Source organism: Streptomyces sp. AC555_RSS877 (genome assembly GCF_019049245.1).
Classification (GTDB): domain Bacteria; phylum Actinomycetota; class Actinomycetes; order Streptomycetales; family Streptomycetaceae; genus Streptomyces.
In genome coordinates this window covers 55,611-73,170 of record NZ_JAGMUK010000005.1, presented here as the reverse complement: position 1 = coordinate 73,170, position 17,560 = coordinate 55,611, and the positions used below count along the sequence as shown (strand labels likewise).

The window sequence follows — 17,560 nt, the reverse complement described above, 5'->3', positions numbered from 1 at the left end:
CCTCCCTCGCAAGCCCCTGGAGTCCCCCCATGCACCAGCACGAGTACGACTATGTCGTGATAGGCGGCGGCACCGCAGGATCCGTCATCGCCTCCCGCCTCACCGAGAACCCCGACGTCACGGTCGCCGTCATCGAGGGCGGCCCCAGCGACGTCGACAGAGACGACGTCCTGACCCTGCGCCGCTGGATGGGCCTGCTCGGCGGCGAACTCGACTACGACTACCCCACCACCGAGCAGCCACGCGGGAACTCCCACATCCGGCACAGCCGCGCCCGCGTCCTCGGCGGGTGTTCCTCGCACAACACCCTGATCGCCTTCAAGCCGCTGCCGTCCGACTGGGACGAGTGGGAGGCGGCCGGCGCCAAGGGCTGGGGCGCGGTGCCGATGGAGGCCTACTTCGCGCGGCTGAAGAACAACATCGTCCCGGTCGACGAGAAGGACCGGAACGCCATCGCCCGCGACTTCGTCGACGCGGCCCAGAAGGCGCTCGACGTCCCCCGAGTCGAGGGCTTCAACAAGAAGCCGTTCAACGACGGCGTCGGCTTCTTCGACCTCGCCTACCACCCGGAGAACAACAAGCGCTCGTCGGCGTCGGTGGCGTACCTGCACCCCGTGATGGACGAACGGCCCAACCTCCACCTCATGCTGGAGACCTGGGCGTACAAGCTGCAGCTCGACGGCACCCGCGCCGAGGGCGTGCACGTCCGCACCAAGGACGGCGAGGAAATCCTCGTCCGGGCCCGCAACGAGGTCCTGCTGTGCGCGGGCGCCGTCGACTCGCCCCGCCTGCTGCTGCACTCCGGCATCGGCCCGAAGGCCGACCTGGAGGCGCTCGGCATCCCCGTCGTGCACGACCTGCCGGGCGTCGGCGAGAACCTGCTCGACCACCCCGAGTCGGTGATCGTCTGGGAGACCGAGGGCCCCATCCCGGAGAACTCCGCGATGGACTCCGACGCGGGCCTGTTCGTGCGCCGCGACCCCGAACACGCGGGCCCCGACCTGATGTTCCACTTCTACCAGATCCCCTTCACGGACAACCCCGAGCGCCTCGGCTACGAACGCCCGCCCTTCGGCGTCTCGATGACCCCGAACATCCCCAAGCCGAAGAGCCGCGGCCGCCTGTTCCTGACCAGCGCCGACCCGGCGGTCAAGCCGGCCCTCGACTTCCGCTACTTCACCGACGAGGACGACTACGACGGCCGCACCCTCGTCGACGGCATCAAGATCGCCCGTGAGATCGCCACGACCGAGCCGCTCGCCGGCTGGCTCAAGCGCGAGGTGGCCCCGGGCCCGCAGATCACGGGCGACGAGGAGCTGAGCGAGTACGCCCGCAAGGTCGCGCACACCGTGTACCACCCGGCGGGGACCTGCCGGATGGGAGCCGCCGACGACCAGTCGGCCGTCGTCGACCCCGAGTTGAAGATCCGCGGACTGGACGGCATCCGTATCGCCGACGCGTCCGTTTTCCCGACCATGCCGGCCGTGAACCCGATGATCGGGGTGTTGATGGTCGGGGAACGGGCCGTCGACCTCCTTGGAGGTGGTGCGTGATGACCACGACTACGCAGACGACTGCGCCGACGAGTACGACCACGGATTCCGTGTTCTCCGTCGAGGGCCTGTGGAAGGTCTTCGGCCCCAAGGCGGACCAGATCCCCGCCGACCCCGAACTGGCCGGCCTCTCGCCCGCCGAACTGCGCGAGCGCACCGGCTGCACCGCCGCCGTCCGGGACGTCTCCTTCGACGTCCGCAAGGGCGAGGTCTTCGTCGTCATGGGCCTGTCCGGCTCCGGCAAGTCCACGCTGGTGCGCTGCCTGACCCGGCTGATCGAACCGACCGCCGGCACGATCGTCATCGACGGCGAGGACGTCCGCGCGATGGACAGGTCCCGGCTGCGCGAACTGCGTCGGCACCGCGCCGCGATGGTCTTCCAGCACTTCGGCCTGCTCCCGCACCGCACGGTCCTCGACAACGTGGCGTACGGCCTCGAGATCCAGGGCATGGGCAGGTCCGAGCGCCGCGAGCGGGCCAAGAAGGTCGTCGAGAAGGTCGGTCTGGAGGGCATGGAGCAGCGCCGGCCCGGCCAGCTCTCCGGCGGTCAGCAGCAGCGCGTCGGGCTGGCCCGCGCGCTCGCCGTCGACCCCGAAGTCCTGCTCTTCGACGAGCCGTTCAGCGCGCTCGACCCGCTGATCCGGCGGGACATGCAGGAGGAGGTCGTCCGGCTGCACCGCGAGGAGGGCCGCACGATGGTCTTCATCACGCACGACCTCAGCGAGGCCCTGAGGCTGGGCGACCGCATCGCGCTGATGCGCGACGGCCGCGTGGTGCAGTTGGGCACGCCGGAGGAGATCGTGGGTTCGCCCGCCGACGACTACGTCCGCGAGTTCGTCCGTGACGTGCCGCGCGAGCAGGTCATGACGGTCCGTACGGCCATGCGCGCCGGAGAGTGCGGCGGCCCGGACCACCCGGGCGCGGTGGCCGCCGACGCGGTGGTCGCCGAGGCGATCAAGGTCGTCGCCCGCAGCCACAAGCCCGCCTGTGTCGTGGAGGACGGCCGGTGTCTGGGGGTCGTCGATCATGAACGGCTCCTGGACGTCGTAGCCGGAACGGAGCTCCGCAAGGAGGCGGTCTGATGGCAACGGTCACCGCACCCGCCCCCCGTATCGCCCTCCCCGGCATCCTCAAGCACCGAGCCGTGCACAAGCTGCTGCTGCTCGCCGTCGCCGCCGCGGTTCTCGTGCCCCTGGCGAACGCTCGCTGGGCGAGCGGCAGCTGGCCGGACGCACTCACCGTCGACCTCACCGATCCGCTGACGAGGACCAGCGACTGGATCATCGACAACCGCGACAGCCACCCGCTGTTCCTCTACGGCTTCGGCTACGTCAGCAACGCGGTCGTGCTCTCCGTACGGGCCGTGTACCTGGTGCTCCTCGCCGCCGGGTGGGCCGGGGTGACCGCCTTCGCCGGGCTCGTCGCCTGGCGGGTCGCCGGGGTGAAGCTGGCCCTGGGCACCGCCGCCGGGTTCCTGGCCTGCGGTCTGCTCGGCATGTGGGTGCCGACCATGCAGACCCTCGCGCTGATGGTCGTGGCCGTCCTCGCGTCGGTCCTCGTGGGCGCCCTGCTGGGGCTCGCCGCCGGGCTGTCGGACCGTATGGACCGGATCCTGCGCCCGATCCTGGACACCATGCAGGTCCTGCCCGCCTTCGCCTACCTGCTCCCGGTGGTTCTCATCTTCGGCATCGGGGTCCCCGCGGCCGTCCTCGCCACGGTCGTGTACGCCGCCCCGCCCATGGCCCGCCTCACCTCGCTCGGTCTGCGCGGCGCCGACAAGGAGGTGCTGGAGGCGGTCGAGTCGCTGGGGTCCACCGCCCGGCAGCGCCTGCTGACCGCGCGTATCCCGCTGGCCCGCAAGGAACTCCTCCTCGGCCTCAACCAGACGATCATGATGGCGCTGTCCATGGCGGTCATCGCGTCGGTGATCGGCGCGGGCGGCCTCGGTGACCGTGTCTACCAGGCGCTGGCCTCGGTCGATGTGGGCGCGGCGCTGTCCGCCGGCATCCCGATCGTGCTCCTGGCCGTCGTACTGGACCGGATCACCGGCGCGGCGGGCGACGGCAGCGACGGGTCGGGCCGCGCGGGATGGGCGTACGCGCTCCTCGCCGCCGTGGCCGTCGCGGTGGCCGGACGTCTCATGGGCCGTCTCGACTGGCCTGACGCCTGGACGCTGAACATCGCCGAACCGGTCAACCGGGCCGTGGACTGGATGACCGACCACCTCTACTCCGGCGTGCCGGTCATCGGCGGCACCGCCGACTGGGCCGGCCACTTCACCACCTGGGTCCTCGACCCGGTGCGGGACGGCCTTCAGGGGCTGCCCTGGTGGTCGGTGCTGCTCATCGTCGCCGCCCTCGCCTGGCTGATCGGCACCTGGCAGACCGCGCTCACCGCGGTCCTCGCCATGGCCGCGATCGGCGTGCTCGGCGTGTGGAAGCCGTCGCTGGACACGCTCTCGCAGGTGCTCGCGGCGGTCGCCGTGACCCTCGTGCTGGGCTTCGCCATCGGTATCGCGGCCGCCCGCAGTGACCGCCTCGAACGGATGCTGCGGCCCGTCCTGGACGTCTTCCAGACGATGCCGCAGTTCGTGTACCTGATCCCGGTCGTCGCCCTGTTCGGCGTCGGCCGCGCACCCGCCGTGGCCGCCGCGGTCGTCTACGCGCTGCCCGCCGTCGTCCGCATCACCACCCAGGGCCTGCGCCAGGTCGACCAGGCCGCCCTGGAGTCGTCCCGCTCGCTCGGCGCGTCCAGCGGCCAGCAGATCCGGCAGGTCCAACTTCCGCTCGCCCGCCCGGCGTTGCTGCTCGCCGTCAACCAGGGCGTGGTCCTGGTCCTCGCCGTCGTCATCATCGGCGGCCTGGTCGGCGGCGGCGCCCTCGGCTACGACGTCGTCTTCGGCCTCGCCCAGGGCGACCTCGCCACCGGTCTGGTCGCCGGCGCGGCGATCGTCTGCCTCGGCCTGATGCTCGACCGGGTGACCCAGCCGACGGAACGCCGCACCAAGAAGGGAGCGTGACATGCGACTTCGTACGACTGCCGTAGTGGGCTCCCTTCTGCTGCTGACCGTGACCGGCTGCGGCGCCGCCGACATGACCAAGCAGGCCTCGCCCTTCGCCAACGCGCAGGGGGCGAAGACCGTGACCCTGTCGACCCAGTCCTGGGTGGGGGCGCAGGCGAACGTCGCCGTGGCCCAGTACCTCCTCGAACACAAGCTCGGCTACCGCGTCGACACCGTCCAGGTCGACGAGGTGCCCGCCTGGGACGCGCTCAGCCAGGGCCGCGTCGACGCGATCCTGGAGGACTGGGGCCACCCCGAGCAGGAACAGCGGTACGTCCAGGACAAGAAGACGATCACGCGGGGCGGCGACCTCGGCGTGACCGGGCACATCGGCTGGTACGTCCCGACGTACTTCGCCAAGCAGCACCCGGACGTCACGAACTGGAAGAACCTCAACAAGTACGCCTCGCAAATGCGCACGGCGGAGAGCGGCGGCAAGGGCCAGCTCATGGACGGCTCGCCCTCCTACGTCACCAACGACAAGGCCCTGGTGAAGAACCTGAAGCTCGACTACCAGGTCGTCTTCGCCGGTTCCGAGGCCGCCCAGATCACGCAGATGCAGCAGTTCGCCAAGGAGAAGAAGCCCTTCCTCACCTACTGGTACGCGCCGCAGTGGCTCTTCAAGAAGGTCCCGATGACCGAGGTGAAGCTGCCGGCGTACAAGGAGGGCTGCGACGCGGACCCGGAGAAGGTGGCCTGCGCCTATCCGCACACCCCGCTGCAGAAGTACCTCAACACGGACTTCGCGAAGAGCGGCGGCAAGGCGGCGGCCCTCCTGAAGAAGTTCAAGTGGACCACCGAGGACCAGAACGAGGTCTCCCTGATGATCGCCGACCAGAAGCTCTCCCCGGAGGAGGCGGCGAAGAAGTGGGTGGACAGCCACGCGTCGACGTGGAAGGCGTGGCTGTCCTGATGCTCACTTCAGCTCTGCGGTGATCTCCCGCAGCGCGGCGGTGGCCCGGCGGTGCAGCCCCGGCCCGAAGGTGACGCGAGTGGCCCCGAGCTCACCGAGTTCGGTGGGCGAGGGGCCCTCACCCACCTTCGCGAACACGTTGACCGGTCCCTGGATCCCGGACCGCAGCAGCGGCAGTACGGTCGTCGGGGCACCGATCGGATAGACGCAGTCGGCGCCCGCGGCGACGTACAGCGCGGCCCGGTGGATGGCCTGTTCCGGATCGGCGACACCCCTGACGAAGGTGTCGACGCGGGCGTTGACGAAGAGCGAGTCCCCCGCGGCGTACCGCACCTGGGCGAGCCAGTCGGCATGCTCGTGCGGGTCCTTGAGGACGCCGTCGGTGGAGTCCTCCAGGTTGCAGCCCACGGCGCCCGTCTCCAGCAGCCGCTCCACCAGCTCCCTCGGCGCGAGCCCGTACCCGCCCTCGATGTCGGCGGACACCGGCACGTCCACGGCCCGCACGATCCGCGCGACCGCCGCGAACATCTCGTCCGCCGGGGTCGCCCTGTCCTCGTACCCGAGGCAGGCGGCGACCCCCGCGCTGGGCGTGGCCAGTGCCGGGAAGCCCGCCTCGACGAGCGCGCGGGCACTGGCCGCGTCCCAGGGGCCGGGCAGGACGAGGGGGTCACCCGGGACCCGGCCGCGGTGCAGCGCGCGGAACTGCTCCACCTTGGTCATGGCGTGCAACCCCCGGGTGGGATCCGGCGGCTGACCATCACCCGGTTCCAGTTGTTGACGGCGACGATCAGTCCCACGAGATGGGCGAGCCGAACCTCGTCGAAGTGCAGGGCGGCCCGCGCGTACACCGCGTCCGGCACGAACCCCTCCGTCAGCACGGTCACCGCCTCCGTCAGCGCGAGCGCGGCCCGCTCCCGCTCGTCGAAGACGTCCCCGGCCTCCTCCCAGGCGGCCAGCAGATCGAGCTGCCGCTCGCTCACCCCGTGCTTGCGGGCGATGGTGAGGTGCATGTCGAGGCAGAAGGCGCAGTGGTTGAGCTGCGAGGCGCGGATCACCACGAGTTCGGCGAGCGCGGGGTCGCCGAGCCCTTTCTTCGCGGTGGCGCTGAGCGCGGACATGGCCTGTCCGACCTCGCGGTCCAGGAGCGTGGTTCGGCTCACTTGTACTGTCCCGGCTCGTAGTGCCCCGGGGCCATGCGGAAGGTGACCCCGAACCGGTTCCACGCGTTGATCGCCGCGATCGCGGAGACCAACTGCGCCAGTTCGGCCTCCTCGAAGTGCTTGGCGGCCTTCTCGTACACCGCGTCCGGCACGAAACCGTCCGTCAGGACGGTCACCGCCTCGGTCAGTTCCAGCGCCGCGAGTTCCTTCTCGGTGTAGAAGTGCCGCGACTCGTCCCAGGCACTGAGCTGGATGATCCGCTCGACGCTCTCGCCCGCCGCGAGCGCGTCCTTGGTGTGCATGTCGATGCAGAAGGCGCAGTGGTTGACCTGCGAGGCGCGGATCTTCACCAGCTCGTACAGCCTGTGGTCGAGCCCCTGCCTGGCCGCCGTGTCGAGGCGGACCATCGCCTTGTAGACCTCGGGGGCGAGCTGGGCCCAGGGCATGCGGGCCGGTTCTTCGGCGGCGTACTCGGTGGTCGGGGTCGTGGTCGTGTCGTCGCTCGTGGTCATGACATCGACCCTAGGAGCCAAGCTGCCCAGGAGTATGGTCCACTTCCATGCCGAAACCTTGGGCCACTCTGGGTGTCGACCTCCATCTCGAACCGGCCGGTCCGGGCCTGCGACGGGGTCTGACCGACGCCCTGCGCGAGGCCGTCCGCACCGGCCGCCTCGCCCCCGGCACGAGACTGCCGTCCTCCCGCGCTCTCGCCGCCGACCTGGGCATCGCCCGCAACACGGTCGCCGAGGCCTTCGCCGACCTGGTCGCCGAGGGCTGGCTCACCGCCCGCCAGGGCTCGGGCACGAGGGTGGCGGGACGTCCGGTGCCGGTCCCGGCCGTCGGTCCCGCACCGGGCGGCCTTACACCGTCCCGCCCGGTGTACGACCTCGTCCCCGGCACCCCGGACCTGTCCGCCTTCCCTCGCACGGCCTGGCTGAAGGCGGCCCGCCGCGCGCTCGCCGTCGCTCCGTACGACGCCCTCGGCTACGGCGATCCGCGCGGCCGCGTCGAACTGCGCACCGCCCTGGCCGGCTACCTGGCCCGGGCCCGCGGGGTCCGCACGCACCCCGACTCCCTCGTCATCTGCTCCGGCATCGCGCACGGGCTGATGCTGCTCGGCCAGGTGCTGCGGAAGCGGGGGCTGGGGAGCCTGGCGGTGGAGTCGTACGGCCTCGACACGCACTGGCGGCTGCTGGAGCGGGCCGGACTGCGGACCGTACCGCTGGAACTCGACGGACTCGGCACGCGCACCGAGGAGTTGGGGACGCGGGAGCGGGCCGTGCTGCTGACGCCCGCGCACCAGTTCCCGATCGGCGGTGCCCTGCACCCCGACCGGCGGGCCGCGGTGGTGGACTGGGCCCGGCAGAGCGACGGGCTGATCATCGAGGACGACTACGACGGGGAGTTCCGCTACGACCGCCGCCCCGTGGGCGCCCTCCAGGGCCTCGACCCGGACCACGTGGTCTACCTGGGCACCGCCAGCAAGTCACTGGCCCCGGGCCTGCGCCTGGGCTGGCTGGTGCTGCCGCCGTCGCTCGCCGCCGAGGTCGTCGCGGCCAAGGGCGGCGTCGACTGGTCGTGCGGAGTCCTGGACCAGCTGACGCTGGCGGAGTTCATCACCTCCGGCGCCTACGACCGCCACGTCCGGTCGGCCCGGCTGCACTACCGGCGCCGCCGGGACGCGCTGGTCGCCGAACTCGCCCGGCGCGCCCCGCAGGTCCACGCCACCGGCATCGCGGCCGGCCTGCACGTCGTCCTCCGCCTCCCGCCGGGCACCGAACAGGGGGCGCTGCGGGCGGCGGCCTGGCAGGGGCTCGCGGTGCACGGACTGCACCGCTACCGGCATCCGGAGGCGACCGTCGAGCGGCCCGACGCGCTGGTCGTGGGGTACGGGACACCGCCTGACCACGCGTGGTCGGGGGCGCTGGACGCCTTGTGCGCGGCACTCCCCGAATAATCCGCCTTTTTTCTTTCCCTCCGTCAATTCGCCTGCGGAGCCGATACAGTCGTCCCATGAGCAACAGTGATTCCAATTCCCGCGTGGCCCTCAAGAAAATCACCCCCGACGTCTCCGCGGCGATGGGCTCCCTGCACGGCGCCGCCGTTTCCGCGGCCCAGGACGCCAAGGTCGAACCGGAACTCCTGGAACTGATCAGGATCCGCGCCTCACAGATCAACGGCTGCGCGTTCTGCCTCGACATGCACACCAAGGACGCCCGTGCGCAGGGCGAGACCGAGCAGCGGATCTACGCCCTGAACGCCTGGCGGGAGACCCCTTTCTTCACCGAACAGGAGCGCGCTGCACTGGCGTTGACCGAGGCGGTGACGCTGGTGCACGACGGACACGTGCCGGAGGCCGTCTACGCCGAGGCCGCGGAGGTCTTCGACGAGGAGCAGATCGCGGCACTGATCTGGGCGGCCACCGTCATCAACGCCTACAACCGGATCGCCATCGCGACCCGGATGGTGCCGGGGAATTATCAGCCGACTCGGAAACAATGAATTGAGGCAGCTTTCAATGCGCCGGGTCGTTTCGCGCGAGAAATTGCGGAGCGCCCCGGCGTACCCATGAGTGGTAGCTGAATTCAGATCTCCGGCAGCGGCTCCATGACGTCGTCCAGCCACGTCCGCCATTCCGGTTCCCGCACCGCCGGTGCCGCCCGCATCGGGCGGGCCGTCCAGCCCGTCACGGGCCGGATTCCGTGCAGTGCGTTGACCAGCCACACCTCACGGCCGTCCAGTTCGGCCACGGTCCGCTCGCGGTGGGCGACGCGGATGCCGGTGCGCTGGGCCCGTTCCTGGACGAGGCCGACAGTCACTCCGGGCAGCACGGGCAGCCGCGGCGGGGGCAGGCACAGGGTGTCGTCCTCCCACCACAGGACGCTGGCAGTGGCCGCCTCCAGCACCACACCGGACGGCGCGATCAGCACCGCCTCCTCGGCACCCGCGTCGGACGCCCGCCGCCGGATGCGGGCCAGGGTGTCCAGGTCGGGCCCCTTGCGGCGGGGCACGGCCCGCGGATCTGACTGCCCCGCCGCCCACACCCGCACCTCGGAGCCGAGCGGCGGGGCGTGCCGCAGCAGCAGCCGCAACTCCATCGAGCCGGCGCTGAGTTCGACCCGGGGGAACCATTCGCCCGTTCGGGGCAGGGCCGCCGTCATGTCCTGCCAGAACTCCCTGAGCCGACGCGGCGGCGGCCCGCCGCACTCGGAACACGCCCGCAGGAACCGCTCCCGATGCCGCGCGAAGCCCCGCACCCGGCCGTCCCGCACCAGTCAGGAGTCGGCGACGAGCAACCGCCCACCGATCCCGGCCGCGGTCGCCGGCCGTCCCTCGGCCCCGCCCGCCGGCCGTTCGCCGGCCTCCGCCCCCGCCGCGGGCCCACCCCGCGCCGCCACCAGGCCACCGCCCGGTGTCCATGTCAACAGCCCTTCCGCGATCGCCGGTTGTGTCACCGCGAACCCCTCCTCAGTACGTGCCACCGGCCGCCACCGGCGCCCCGCCCCGCGGCCCGTACGGCGCGTGTTCCAGCCACGATCCGCACCAGGGCAGCACCGGCGCGAGTGCTGCCGCGGCCCGTTGCCTGGCCCGGACGATCCGCCGTCGCGGGCGCAGATGGTCCAGCGCCTCCCCGGCGGCCGCACTGTTGAACAGGGCCGCCGCCCGTCGCACGTCGGCGAAGTCGGCGACCGCCTCCGCCGTCCCCGCCGCGACCGCCTTCGCCGCCGCCGCCGCGTCCGCGATCCCGCTGTTCATACCGCGCGCCCCGAACGGCGGGAAGAGATGCGCCGCCTCCCCGACGAGCAGCACCCGCCCGTGCGGATCGGTGAACGAGGCCGCGACCTTGCGCAGGAAGCGGTACGTCGACACCCACAGGATCCGCTCGGCGTAGCCGTCGCCCACGACCGAGGGCAGCCACCGGCGTGCGGCCTCGGGGCTGCCGTACGCCTCCTGCCGGTCGTCGTCCCGGCACTGCAGGTCGATCTGGAAGCCTCCGGTGAACGGCACCCGCATCACACTGCGGCCGCCCACCCCCGGGTGCTCGTAGTGGAAGACCCGCTCCAACGGCAGTTCCGCGCCCGGGATGTCGGCGATGTCGACGACGACGTGGAAGCCCTCCCCGTGGCTGCCCTCCATGGCGATGTCCAGCCCGCGCCGGAGCGCGGAGCGGGCGCCGTCGGCGGCGACCGCGTACCCGGCGGTCCACACCCGGCCGTCCTCGGCGGTCAGGTGCACCTCGGCCGCCGTACTGCGGACGTCCGTCACCCGGGCGTCCCACACGAACTCCACCCCGGCCCGCTCGCAGGCGGCCCGCAGGAAGCGTTCGGTGTCCACCTGGCGCAGGCTGGTGAAGGGCGGGAGTCCCGGGGAGGGCGGGTGAGTCCGGGAGTAGACCTCGCGACCCCGGTAGACAGTGCGCCGGGTCTGCCAGGTCCGCCCGTACGCGGTGATCTCGTCGGCGAGGCCCGGCCGCATCCCGTCGAGCAGGCGCAGGGTCTCCCGGTGGACGAACAGGGCGCGGCTGCCCGGCCGTTCGCGGTCCTCGGGGTCGGCCTCCAGGAGGACGACGGGCAGCCCGCGCGCCCGCAGCGCGAGGGCCGCGGACAGGCCGACGGGGCCGGCGCCGACGACCAGGACCTCGTTCACGTGCGCGCGCCCTCGGCCAGCATGCGGGTGATCTCCACCCGCTTCACCTTCCACGTGGCGGTCATCGGCAGCTCCTCGAACCGCCACTGCCGCGGCTCGGCCATCGCGGGCAGATCGGCTGTGGCCTCCCGCCAGCGCTCCGCGTCCAGCGGCCGCTCTCCCCGCACGCACACCACCGGCACCGGCTCCCGGTCCGCGCCGGGCACGATGACGACCTCCCGCAGCTCCTCCAGCCGGGACATCAGCACGTCCTCCACCTCCAGATTGCTGTGCACCGCGCCGATCTGGTCGATCTCACGGTCGAGCAGATGCAGGACGCCCAGCCGGCTGCGGTACCCCATGTCGCCCATCTGCCACCAGTCGCCGTCGAGTTGGCGCTCGTACTGCTCCCGGGCCCCGAGGTAGGTGAGGATCCGGCCCCTCGTGCGGGCCTCGATCCGGCCCGCCGTCCCGGGCGCCGCCCGCCTCCCGCCGGCGTCCGTGACCCGGACCCGGGTGAACCCCGGTATCCCGATCCCGACCCGGCGGCCGTCCGCGCGGGCGGCACTGCGCCGGGTGAACCACTGGAACGCCACCGGTCCCGTCTCGCTCTGCCCGTACAGCTGGATCAGCCAGGGCGTACGCCGTCTCGAGGCGCCCAGCAGCCGCCGTACGGTCCGCGGGTGGATCGCGTCGAACGTGGAGCCGTACGCCTTGACCCGCGACAGCGGTGCCCCCGGCGCGTCGGCCAACTCCTCCCACAGGACGAAGGTGTTGGGGTGCGTCTCGACGATCCCGGGCCGGTGCCGCACCAGCAGCGGCCCCACACTCGCCGGGTCCGGGTCGGTGATCAGCACCAGCGGGCTGCCGAAGTGCAGCAGGACGCCGAGCAGGTGGTAGAAGCGCGAGTGCACGAACGACATGTGCAGCGCCGCGGTCTCGCCCCGAGTGGGCCAGCCCATCGCCTGCTGCGGTACGAGCCGGTTCCACATGGTGTGCGCGCAGTGCACGGCGAGCTTGGGAACGCCCGTGGTGCCTGAGCTGTGGGTGATCAGGGCGGGCTCCCGGGGATGGAGTCGTACGGGTGCGGGCGGCTCGGATCCGGCGTACTTCTCCAGCGGTTCGGCGCCGGGGGCGTCGTCCACGGAGAGGGTTCTGCGCACGAGCCCGGACAACTCGACGTCCTGGAGCGGGCCTTGGAGCTTCGCCCGGTCGGTGATCAGCCACGGCCGCCGCAGCCGCGCCAGCAACTGCCCCACCACGGGACCGGCGAGACCGGGCGAGAGCAGCACCGGCACCGCGCCGATCCGGGAGACCGCGCAGGTCAGCAGTACGATGTCGACGTTGTCCGTCTTGTGTACGACCACCTGCTCCGAGGGCCGTACCCCGGCCTCCCACAGCCGTCCCGACAGCTCCTCGACCACGTCGGCCAGCACGGGATAGCTCAGGTCGGTCCCCAGGGACGGGTTGACGTCCAGGGGCCGGTCCAGCGTGACGAAGACGGCCCCGTGGCGGTCGGCCGCCCGCCGGAACACCGGGCCGAGATAGAACCCGCGGTCGGCGAGCAGGGGTTGTTCGGGCATGGAGCCCTTCCTTCCTGACATGGTCACCACGCGCCCCTGCGGACCAGGTGACGGCGGAGCTTTCCGGTGGGAGTGCGGGGCAGGGACGGGACGAAACTGACACTGCGAGGGACCTTGAAGGCGGCCAGGTGCGCCCGGGCCAGCCGGATCAGGTCATCCGCCAGCCCGGACGGCAGGGCTGCGGCGGGGACGACGAAGGCGCGCAGCCGGCTGCGGCCGTTCCCGTCCGGGACGGCCGTGACCGCGACCTCCCGCACCGCCGGATGCGTCCGCAGCACGGCCTCCACCTCCAGCGGGGAGACGGTGATGCCGCCGACCATCTCCATGTCGTCGGCGCGGCCCAGATGCCGGTAGGTGCCGTCCGGTTCGCGGCACGCCCGGTCCCGGGTGGCCAGCCAGCCGCCGACCAGGGCACGGTCCGTCTCCTCGGGCCGGTTCAGATAGCCGGGCGTCACCGTCGGCCCGCGCACCCACAGTTCACCCTCGGCGCCCTCCGGGACCGGATGCCCGTCCCGGTCCCGCAACTCCACCTCGAAGCCGGGGACCGGACGGCCGACGGTGCCGGGACGGTTGTACTCGAAGCCGTTGGCGCAGAAGGCGTGCCCCGCCTCGGTGGAGCCGATCTGCTCCAGCACCGGCGCGCCCAGCACCTCGGCGACCTGCATCCCGAGCCCCGTCGGCATGCCCTCACCGGCCGACACCGCCGCGCGCACGGAGGCGAAGCAGGCCTCGTGGCCGGCGCCCCGCTCGGCGACCAGCGCGGCATACGCGGACGGCACGGAGTAGAGCAGAGTCACCCGGTGCCGGGCGACCAGCTCGTCGACGACGGCCGGGGTCGGACGCCGGTCCACGAGCACGGCCGACGAACCCGAGAAGAGCGGGAAGACGAAGGCGTTGCCGAAGCCGTAGGCGAAGTACAGCTTCGACACGGACAGGGTGACGTCGCTCTGGGTGATCCGCAGCAGCCGTCGGCCGATCAGGTCGTGGTACGTCCTCGGGTCGCCGTGCGTGTGCACGACTCCCTTGGGGCGGCCCGTGGTGCCGGAGGTGTACTGGACGTAGAGCGGGGTGTGCGCGTCGACCGGGTGGGCCTCGGCCGGCTCGGTGACGGGAGCGAGCGCGAGCAGGTGGTCGGCGCCGAGGCACGCCCGGTCGCTGAAGCGGCTCTCCAGGCCCGGTCCTGTCACGCACAGCACGGCTTCGGTGTCCTTGGCCATGAACGTGTGTTCGGCCGCGGGGAGTTCCGGGTTGACCAGCACCGCCACGGCCCCGAGACGGGCGGTGGCGAGAAAGGCCGTCACCCAGGCGATCGAGTCGGGCAGGGCGAGCAGCACCCGGTCGCCGGGGCGCACGCCGTGCTCCGCGAGCACGGTGGCCGCGCGGGCCGCGAGGGCGTGCACCTCGCCATGGGTCCAGACCCGGTGACCCTGGTGGAAGGCGGCCCGGCCGGTCCACCCGCGCCGCTCGGCGAGCGCGGTGAGATGCGCGGCGAGGTTCCCGGGGGCGTCGACGTCGGCCGGGGAGAGGGTGGGCTGGGGTGTCCTCATCGGGCGGGCTCCTCGGCGACGGTCTGCTGCGGTCGTCATCGGGCGGGCTCCTCGGTGACGGTCCGCGGCACCCGGGGCTCGATCCGCTCCCGCCGCTCCCGGACCCGCGCGACCGCGTGCTCCCGGTGCGCCCGCATCTGCGCGGCCGTCTTCAGCAGCATCTCGTCGTACTCCGCGACCGCGTCCGAGTCGAGGACGATCGCGCCCCCGGCGCCCAGGTGCATCAGCCCGTCGGCGAGTACGGCCGTACGGATCACGATGCTGAGATCCGCGCCGCCGCCGCACCCCAGGTAGCCGAGGGCCCCGGAGTAGACGCCGCGGGCCTCGGTCTCCAGCGAGTCGATGATCTCCATCGTGCGCAGCTTCGGCGCGCCGGTCATGGAGCCGCCGGGGAAGCAGGCGCGCACACAGTCCACGGCGTCGGTGCCCGCGCGCAGCCGGCCCTCGACGGTGGAGACGAGCTGGTGCACGGTGGCGTACGTCTCGGTGGCCATCAGCCGGGGCACCCGCACGGTCCCGGTGCGGCAGACGCGGCTCAGGTCGTTGCGGAGCAGGTCGACGATCATCAGGTTCTCTGCGCGTGTCTTGGCGTCGGCCGCCAGCGCGTCCCGGAGCCGGGCGTCCTCCTCGGGCCCCTCGCCGCGGGGCGCGGTGCCCTTGATGGGTCTGGCCTCGGCCACGCCGTCCCGGGTGATGCGCAGGAACCGCTCGGGGGAGGAGCCGGCCACATCGAGGTCCTTGAACCTCAGGAAGGCGGCGTACGGTGCCGGGTTGACGCGGCGCAGCACGCGGTAGAAGTCGTAGGCGTCGGGCGGGGCGGGCAGACGGGCCGCGTTGGTCAGGCAGATCTCGTAACTGGTGCCGGCACGGAGCTCCCGCCCGCAGGCCTCGATGTCGGCGAGGTAGGTCGCCCGGTCGCGGACCAGCCAGGGTTCGGCGGCGAGCAGGTCCGGCGCCGGGGCGGGCGCGGGCGGTAACGGGAGGCCGCTGGCCGAACCCGCGTCGGCTGTCACGCAGGTGAGCTGGGCGAGCGTGCTCTCCAGCCAGTCCGTGGCCTGTCGCGTGGCCTGCGGGGTGTCCTCCGCCAGGCAGACCGCGTAGGTGAAGTCGCCCTGGTGGTCCACCGCGATCAGCCGGTCGGCGAACAGCCAGCAGGCGTCCGGCATTTCGGACGAGTGTCGGTTCGGTGAGCCGCAGTCGGCCTTCATCTCGTAGCCGAAGTAGCCGACGTAGCCGCCGGTGAAGTCGAAGGGCAGCCCGGTGGCGTCCACGCGCCGGTTCGCCAACTGCCGCTTGAGGTAGTCGAAAACACTCGCCGTGACCTTGCGCGGCGGCCGGCCCGCCCGCTCGATCTCGCACTGGCCGGCCGCGACGTCGTACCGCACGAACTCGGCGAGCGGCCCGCTGTCGTCACCGAAGAACGAGAACCGGGACCGACCCGGCTCCACCAGTGAACTGTCCAGCCAGAACGCCCGCTCCGAGGCGGCGTACATCCGCGTGAAGGCCGCCTCCGCGTCGACGGCGCCGGCGATGCGGCGGGTGTGCAGACGGTAGGCGGGGCCGGGGTGGCGGGGGCGGGGGATGGCCACGGGGGAGGCCGACGGGGTGTCCGTGGCGGCCCTCGGGTCGGTGCCGGACGGTGCCGCGGTGGCCTTCGGTGTCTCGGAGGCCGCCGGGCGGGGGACCACCGCCTCGGTCCGGGGCACGGCCGTGTTCTTCGTCCGCAGCTTGCGGGCCCGTTCCGCCGTGAGGTTGCGGAAGTTCACGAGCATGCGGTGGCCGTACTCGGTGAGGACCGACTCGGGGTGGAACTGCACACCCCACAGGGGGCGGGTGCGGTGCCGCAGCCCCATCAGCACCCCGTCCTCGGCCCACGCGGTGGCCTCCAGGGTCTCGGGCAGCGGCTCGCGCACGGCCAGCGAGTGGTAGCGGACCGCGGTGAAGCACTGAGGCACGCCCTGGAACAGGTCCTGCCCGTCATGCCGTACGGAGGTCAGATGCCCGTGCCGGGGCTCCGGGGCCGGTCCCACCCGGCCGCGCTCCCCGAGGGCGATGCCCTGGTGGCCCAGGCAGACGCCGAGCACGGGAACGGGGGACCGGGCCAGCACCCGGACGCTGATACCGAAGTCGCGGGCCTGTGCCGGGTGCCCCGGGCCCGGCGACACCACCACGTTGTCGAATTCCGCAAGATCCGGAATCGTGTCGGCGGGGGCGTCATTGAGGATCACCACCGGCTCCTGGCCGTTGACCTCGGCGATCAGCTGGAAAAGGTTGTACGTGTACGAGTCGTAATTGTCGATGAGCAGGGTCTTCACCCGCCCACCTCCCTTGCGTCGTTCTCTGGGCTAGGCGGTCCGTTTGTGCCGTCCGCGGAGCGCCTGGAGCGGTGGGTACAGCCATTTCTTGAAGAAACGCTGAAGGCGCGGCATCAGAATCCACGTGACGAGGGCCGTCACGCACAAGCACAACAGCAGTGTGCGAATGAACGGATTGAAGGCGCCGAGATAGGGGAGTGCGATCACATTGAACAGGAGTACCGGCGGGAACACGGCGCTCATATTTACGAACCACAGCTTCCATTTCGACGGCGGGGCGGGCGGGGCGGGGGGCCGGTCGGTCTGGATGTCGAACCACGCCTTCGCGCCCCGAACGCTGCGCCGGCCGGTCTGCCGCGCGAATCCCTCCGCGCGGAGGTCCCACTGCCTGCGGGTGGTCGAGCCTTCCCAGGCCAGGGCGGTTCCTTCGCTGGCGAAGCGATAGACCACATGCCACTCCGCCTCTCCGTCGACAAGGACGCCACCCCCCAGGAAGCCCGGTTGTTGTGCGCTCGCGGCCAGCATGGCCCACCCCCAGGAGTGGAAGTCTCCCTCGTGGCCCGGCACTACGTGATAGGCCACGGTGACGGTGACGGGATTACTGGTCACGTGGTCGAGTACGGAAAGCGGACACAGCCCGTTCAAAGATCAACGAAGTTTTTCGAGAGTGTCCGGAACGTGGCTCTTTATAGCCGTTTCGGTGGCCTTGGCGTCTTGTAAGAAGAGGTACTGCGGGTAACTCTCCTCAACTTCTTAAAAATTCTCGGAATCGCTTGCCGGGCGGCTGGAAAAGATTGCACGA

The 17,560-nt window shown here is 71.7% G+C and carries 14 protein-coding genes and 1 pseudogene; 6 read left to right on the top strand and 9 right to left on the bottom strand.

Features of this window, described 5'->3' with window-relative positions; translation table 11 throughout:
• The first annotated feature begins 29 nt into the window (after window positions 1-29).
• From KUM49_RS03245 to KUM49_RS03230, 4 genes are read left to right on the top strand one after another with little or no spacing between them, the layout of a single operon-like run.
• Window positions 30-1,553, top strand: coding sequence for a GMC family oxidoreductase (locus tag KUM49_RS03245; protein WP_217235118.1), 1,524 nt, complete (start codon window positions 30-32; stop codon window positions 1,551-1,553).
• Window positions 1,553-2,635 (top strand): glycine betaine/L-proline ABC transporter ATP-binding protein, encoded by a 1,083-nt coding sequence (locus KUM49_RS03240; protein WP_217235117.1) that lies wholly within the window; start codon window positions 1,553-1,555, stop codon window positions 2,633-2,635. Before KUM49_RS03245 ends, KUM49_RS03240 begins: the two co-directional genes overlap by 1 nt.
• On the top strand, window positions 2,635-4,572 hold the full coding sequence (locus KUM49_RS03235; RefSeq protein WP_217235116.1) for a proline/glycine betaine ABC transporter permease: 1,938 nt from the start codon (window positions 2,635-2,637) through the stop codon (window positions 4,570-4,572). The genes KUM49_RS03240 and KUM49_RS03235 overlap by 1 nt, the downstream gene beginning before the upstream one ends.
• A 1-nt stretch (window position 4,573) precedes the next feature.
• Window positions 4,574-5,527, top strand: coding sequence for an ABC transporter substrate-binding protein (locus KUM49_RS03230; protein ID WP_217235115.1), 954 nt, complete (start codon window positions 4,574-4,576; stop codon window positions 5,525-5,527).
• A 3-nt stretch (window positions 5,528-5,530) separates the two neighbouring features.
• Here the strand turns inward: KUM49_RS03230 and KUM49_RS03225 are convergent, their stop codons facing one another.
• The 3 genes from KUM49_RS03225 to KUM49_RS03215 are packed head-to-tail and all read right to left on the bottom strand — an operon-like array spanning window position 5,531 to window position 7,199.
• Window positions 5,531-6,247: an isocitrate lyase/phosphoenolpyruvate mutase family protein gene (locus KUM49_RS03225; protein WP_217235114.1), complete on the bottom strand. Its 717-nt coding sequence runs from the start codon at window positions 6,245-6,247 to the stop codon at window positions 5,531-5,533.
• The gene (locus KUM49_RS03220) at window positions 6,244-6,687 is read right to left on the bottom strand and encodes a carboxymuconolactone decarboxylase family protein (protein WP_374200126.1); all 444 of its coding nucleotides are present in this window, start codon (window positions 6,685-6,687) and stop codon (window positions 6,244-6,246) included. The genes KUM49_RS03225 and KUM49_RS03220 overlap by 4 nt, the downstream gene beginning before the upstream one ends.
• On the bottom strand, window positions 6,684-7,199 hold the full coding sequence (locus KUM49_RS03215) for a carboxymuconolactone decarboxylase family protein (protein ID WP_217235113.1): 516 nt from the start codon (window positions 7,197-7,199) through the stop codon (window positions 6,684-6,686). The genes KUM49_RS03220 and KUM49_RS03215 overlap by 4 nt, the downstream gene beginning before the upstream one ends.
• 47 nt (window positions 7,200-7,246) lie before the next feature.
• Between KUM49_RS03215 and KUM49_RS03210 the strand changes: the two genes are divergently transcribed.
• Window positions 7,247-8,644: a PLP-dependent aminotransferase family protein gene (locus KUM49_RS03210; protein WP_217235112.1), complete on the top strand. Its 1,398-nt coding sequence runs from the start codon at window positions 7,247-7,249 to the stop codon at window positions 8,642-8,644.
• A 56-nt stretch (window positions 8,645-8,700) separates the two neighbouring features.
• Complete coding sequence (locus KUM49_RS03205) at window positions 8,701-9,189, top strand: carboxymuconolactone decarboxylase family protein (RefSeq protein WP_217235111.1); 489 nt, start codon at window positions 8,701-8,703, stop codon at window positions 9,187-9,189.
• A gap of 83 nt (window positions 9,190-9,272) precedes the next feature.
• On the opposite strand, the pseudogene KUM49_RS03200 reads toward KUM49_RS03205, so the two are convergent.
• From KUM49_RS03200 to KUM49_RS03175, 6 genes and pseudogenes are all read right to left on the bottom strand, one after another.
• Window positions 9,273-10,142, bottom strand: a pseudogene (locus KUM49_RS03200) (aminotransferase class IV).
• Window positions 10,143-10,155: 13 nt separating this feature from the next.
• On the bottom strand, window positions 10,156-11,334 hold the full coding sequence (locus KUM49_RS03195) for an FAD-dependent oxidoreductase (RefSeq protein ID WP_217235110.1): 1,179 nt from the start codon (window positions 11,332-11,334) through the stop codon (window positions 10,156-10,158).
• On the bottom strand, window positions 11,331-12,896 hold the full coding sequence (locus tag KUM49_RS03190; protein WP_217235109.1) for a class I adenylate-forming enzyme family protein: 1,566 nt from the start codon (window positions 12,894-12,896) through the stop codon (window positions 11,331-11,333). The genes KUM49_RS03195 and KUM49_RS03190 overlap by 4 nt, the downstream gene beginning before the upstream one ends.
• A gap of 23 nt (window positions 12,897-12,919) precedes the next feature.
• Entirely contained in the window at window positions 12,920-14,443 is a 1,524-nt protein-coding gene (locus KUM49_RS03185; RefSeq protein WP_217235108.1) for an AMP-binding protein, read from the bottom strand.
• 35 nt (window positions 14,444-14,478) lie between these two features.
• Window positions 14,479-16,758, bottom strand: a complete 2,280-nt coding sequence (gene pabB / locus KUM49_RS03180; protein WP_217235107.1) for an aminodeoxychorismate synthase component I — start codon at window positions 16,756-16,758, stop codon at window positions 14,479-14,481.
• A 30-nt stretch (window positions 16,759-16,788) separates the two neighbouring features.
• Window positions 16,789-17,367: a hypothetical protein gene (locus tag KUM49_RS03175; RefSeq protein ID WP_217235106.1), complete on the bottom strand. Its 579-nt coding sequence runs from the start codon at window positions 17,365-17,367 to the stop codon at window positions 16,789-16,791.
• Window positions 17,368-17,560: the final 193 nt, after the last annotated feature.

Bases quoted from the DNA above. Each gene is read 5' to 3' on its own strand.
- KUM49_RS03205 (WP_217235111.1), top strand. From the start codon at position 8,701: ATGAGCAACAGTGATTCCAATTCCCGCGTGGCCCTCAAGAAAATCACC.
- KUM49_RS03210 (WP_217235112.1), top strand. From the start codon at position 7,247: ATGCCGAAACCTTGGGCCACTCTGGGTGTCGACCTCCATCTCGAACCG.
- KUM49_RS03240 (WP_217235117.1), top strand. From the start codon at position 1,553: ATGACCACGACTACGCAGACGACTGCGCCGACGAGTACGACCACGGAT.
- KUM49_RS03185 (WP_217235108.1), bottom strand. From the start codon at position 14,443: ATGAGGACACCCCAGCCCACCCTCTCCCCGGCCGACGTCGACGCCCCC.
- KUM49_RS03230 (WP_217235115.1), top strand. From the start codon at position 4,574: ATGCGACTTCGTACGACTGCCGTAGTGGGCTCCCTTCTGCTGCTGACC.
- KUM49_RS03215 (WP_217235113.1), bottom strand. From the start codon at position 7,199: ATGACCACGAGCGACGACACGACCACGACCCCGACCACCGAGTACGCC.
- KUM49_RS03245 (WP_217235118.1), top strand. From the start codon at position 30: ATGCACCAGCACGAGTACGACTATGTCGTGATAGGCGGCGGCACCGCA.
- KUM49_RS03225 (WP_217235114.1), bottom strand. From the start codon at position 6,247: ATGACCAAGGTGGAGCAGTTCCGCGCGCTGCACCGCGGCCGGGTCCCG.
- KUM49_RS03235 (WP_217235116.1), top strand. From the start codon at position 2,635: ATGGCAACGGTCACCGCACCCGCCCCCCGTATCGCCCTCCCCGGCATC.
- KUM49_RS03190 (WP_217235109.1), bottom strand. From the start codon at position 12,896: ATGCCCGAACAACCCCTGCTCGCCGACCGCGGGTTCTATCTCGGCCCG.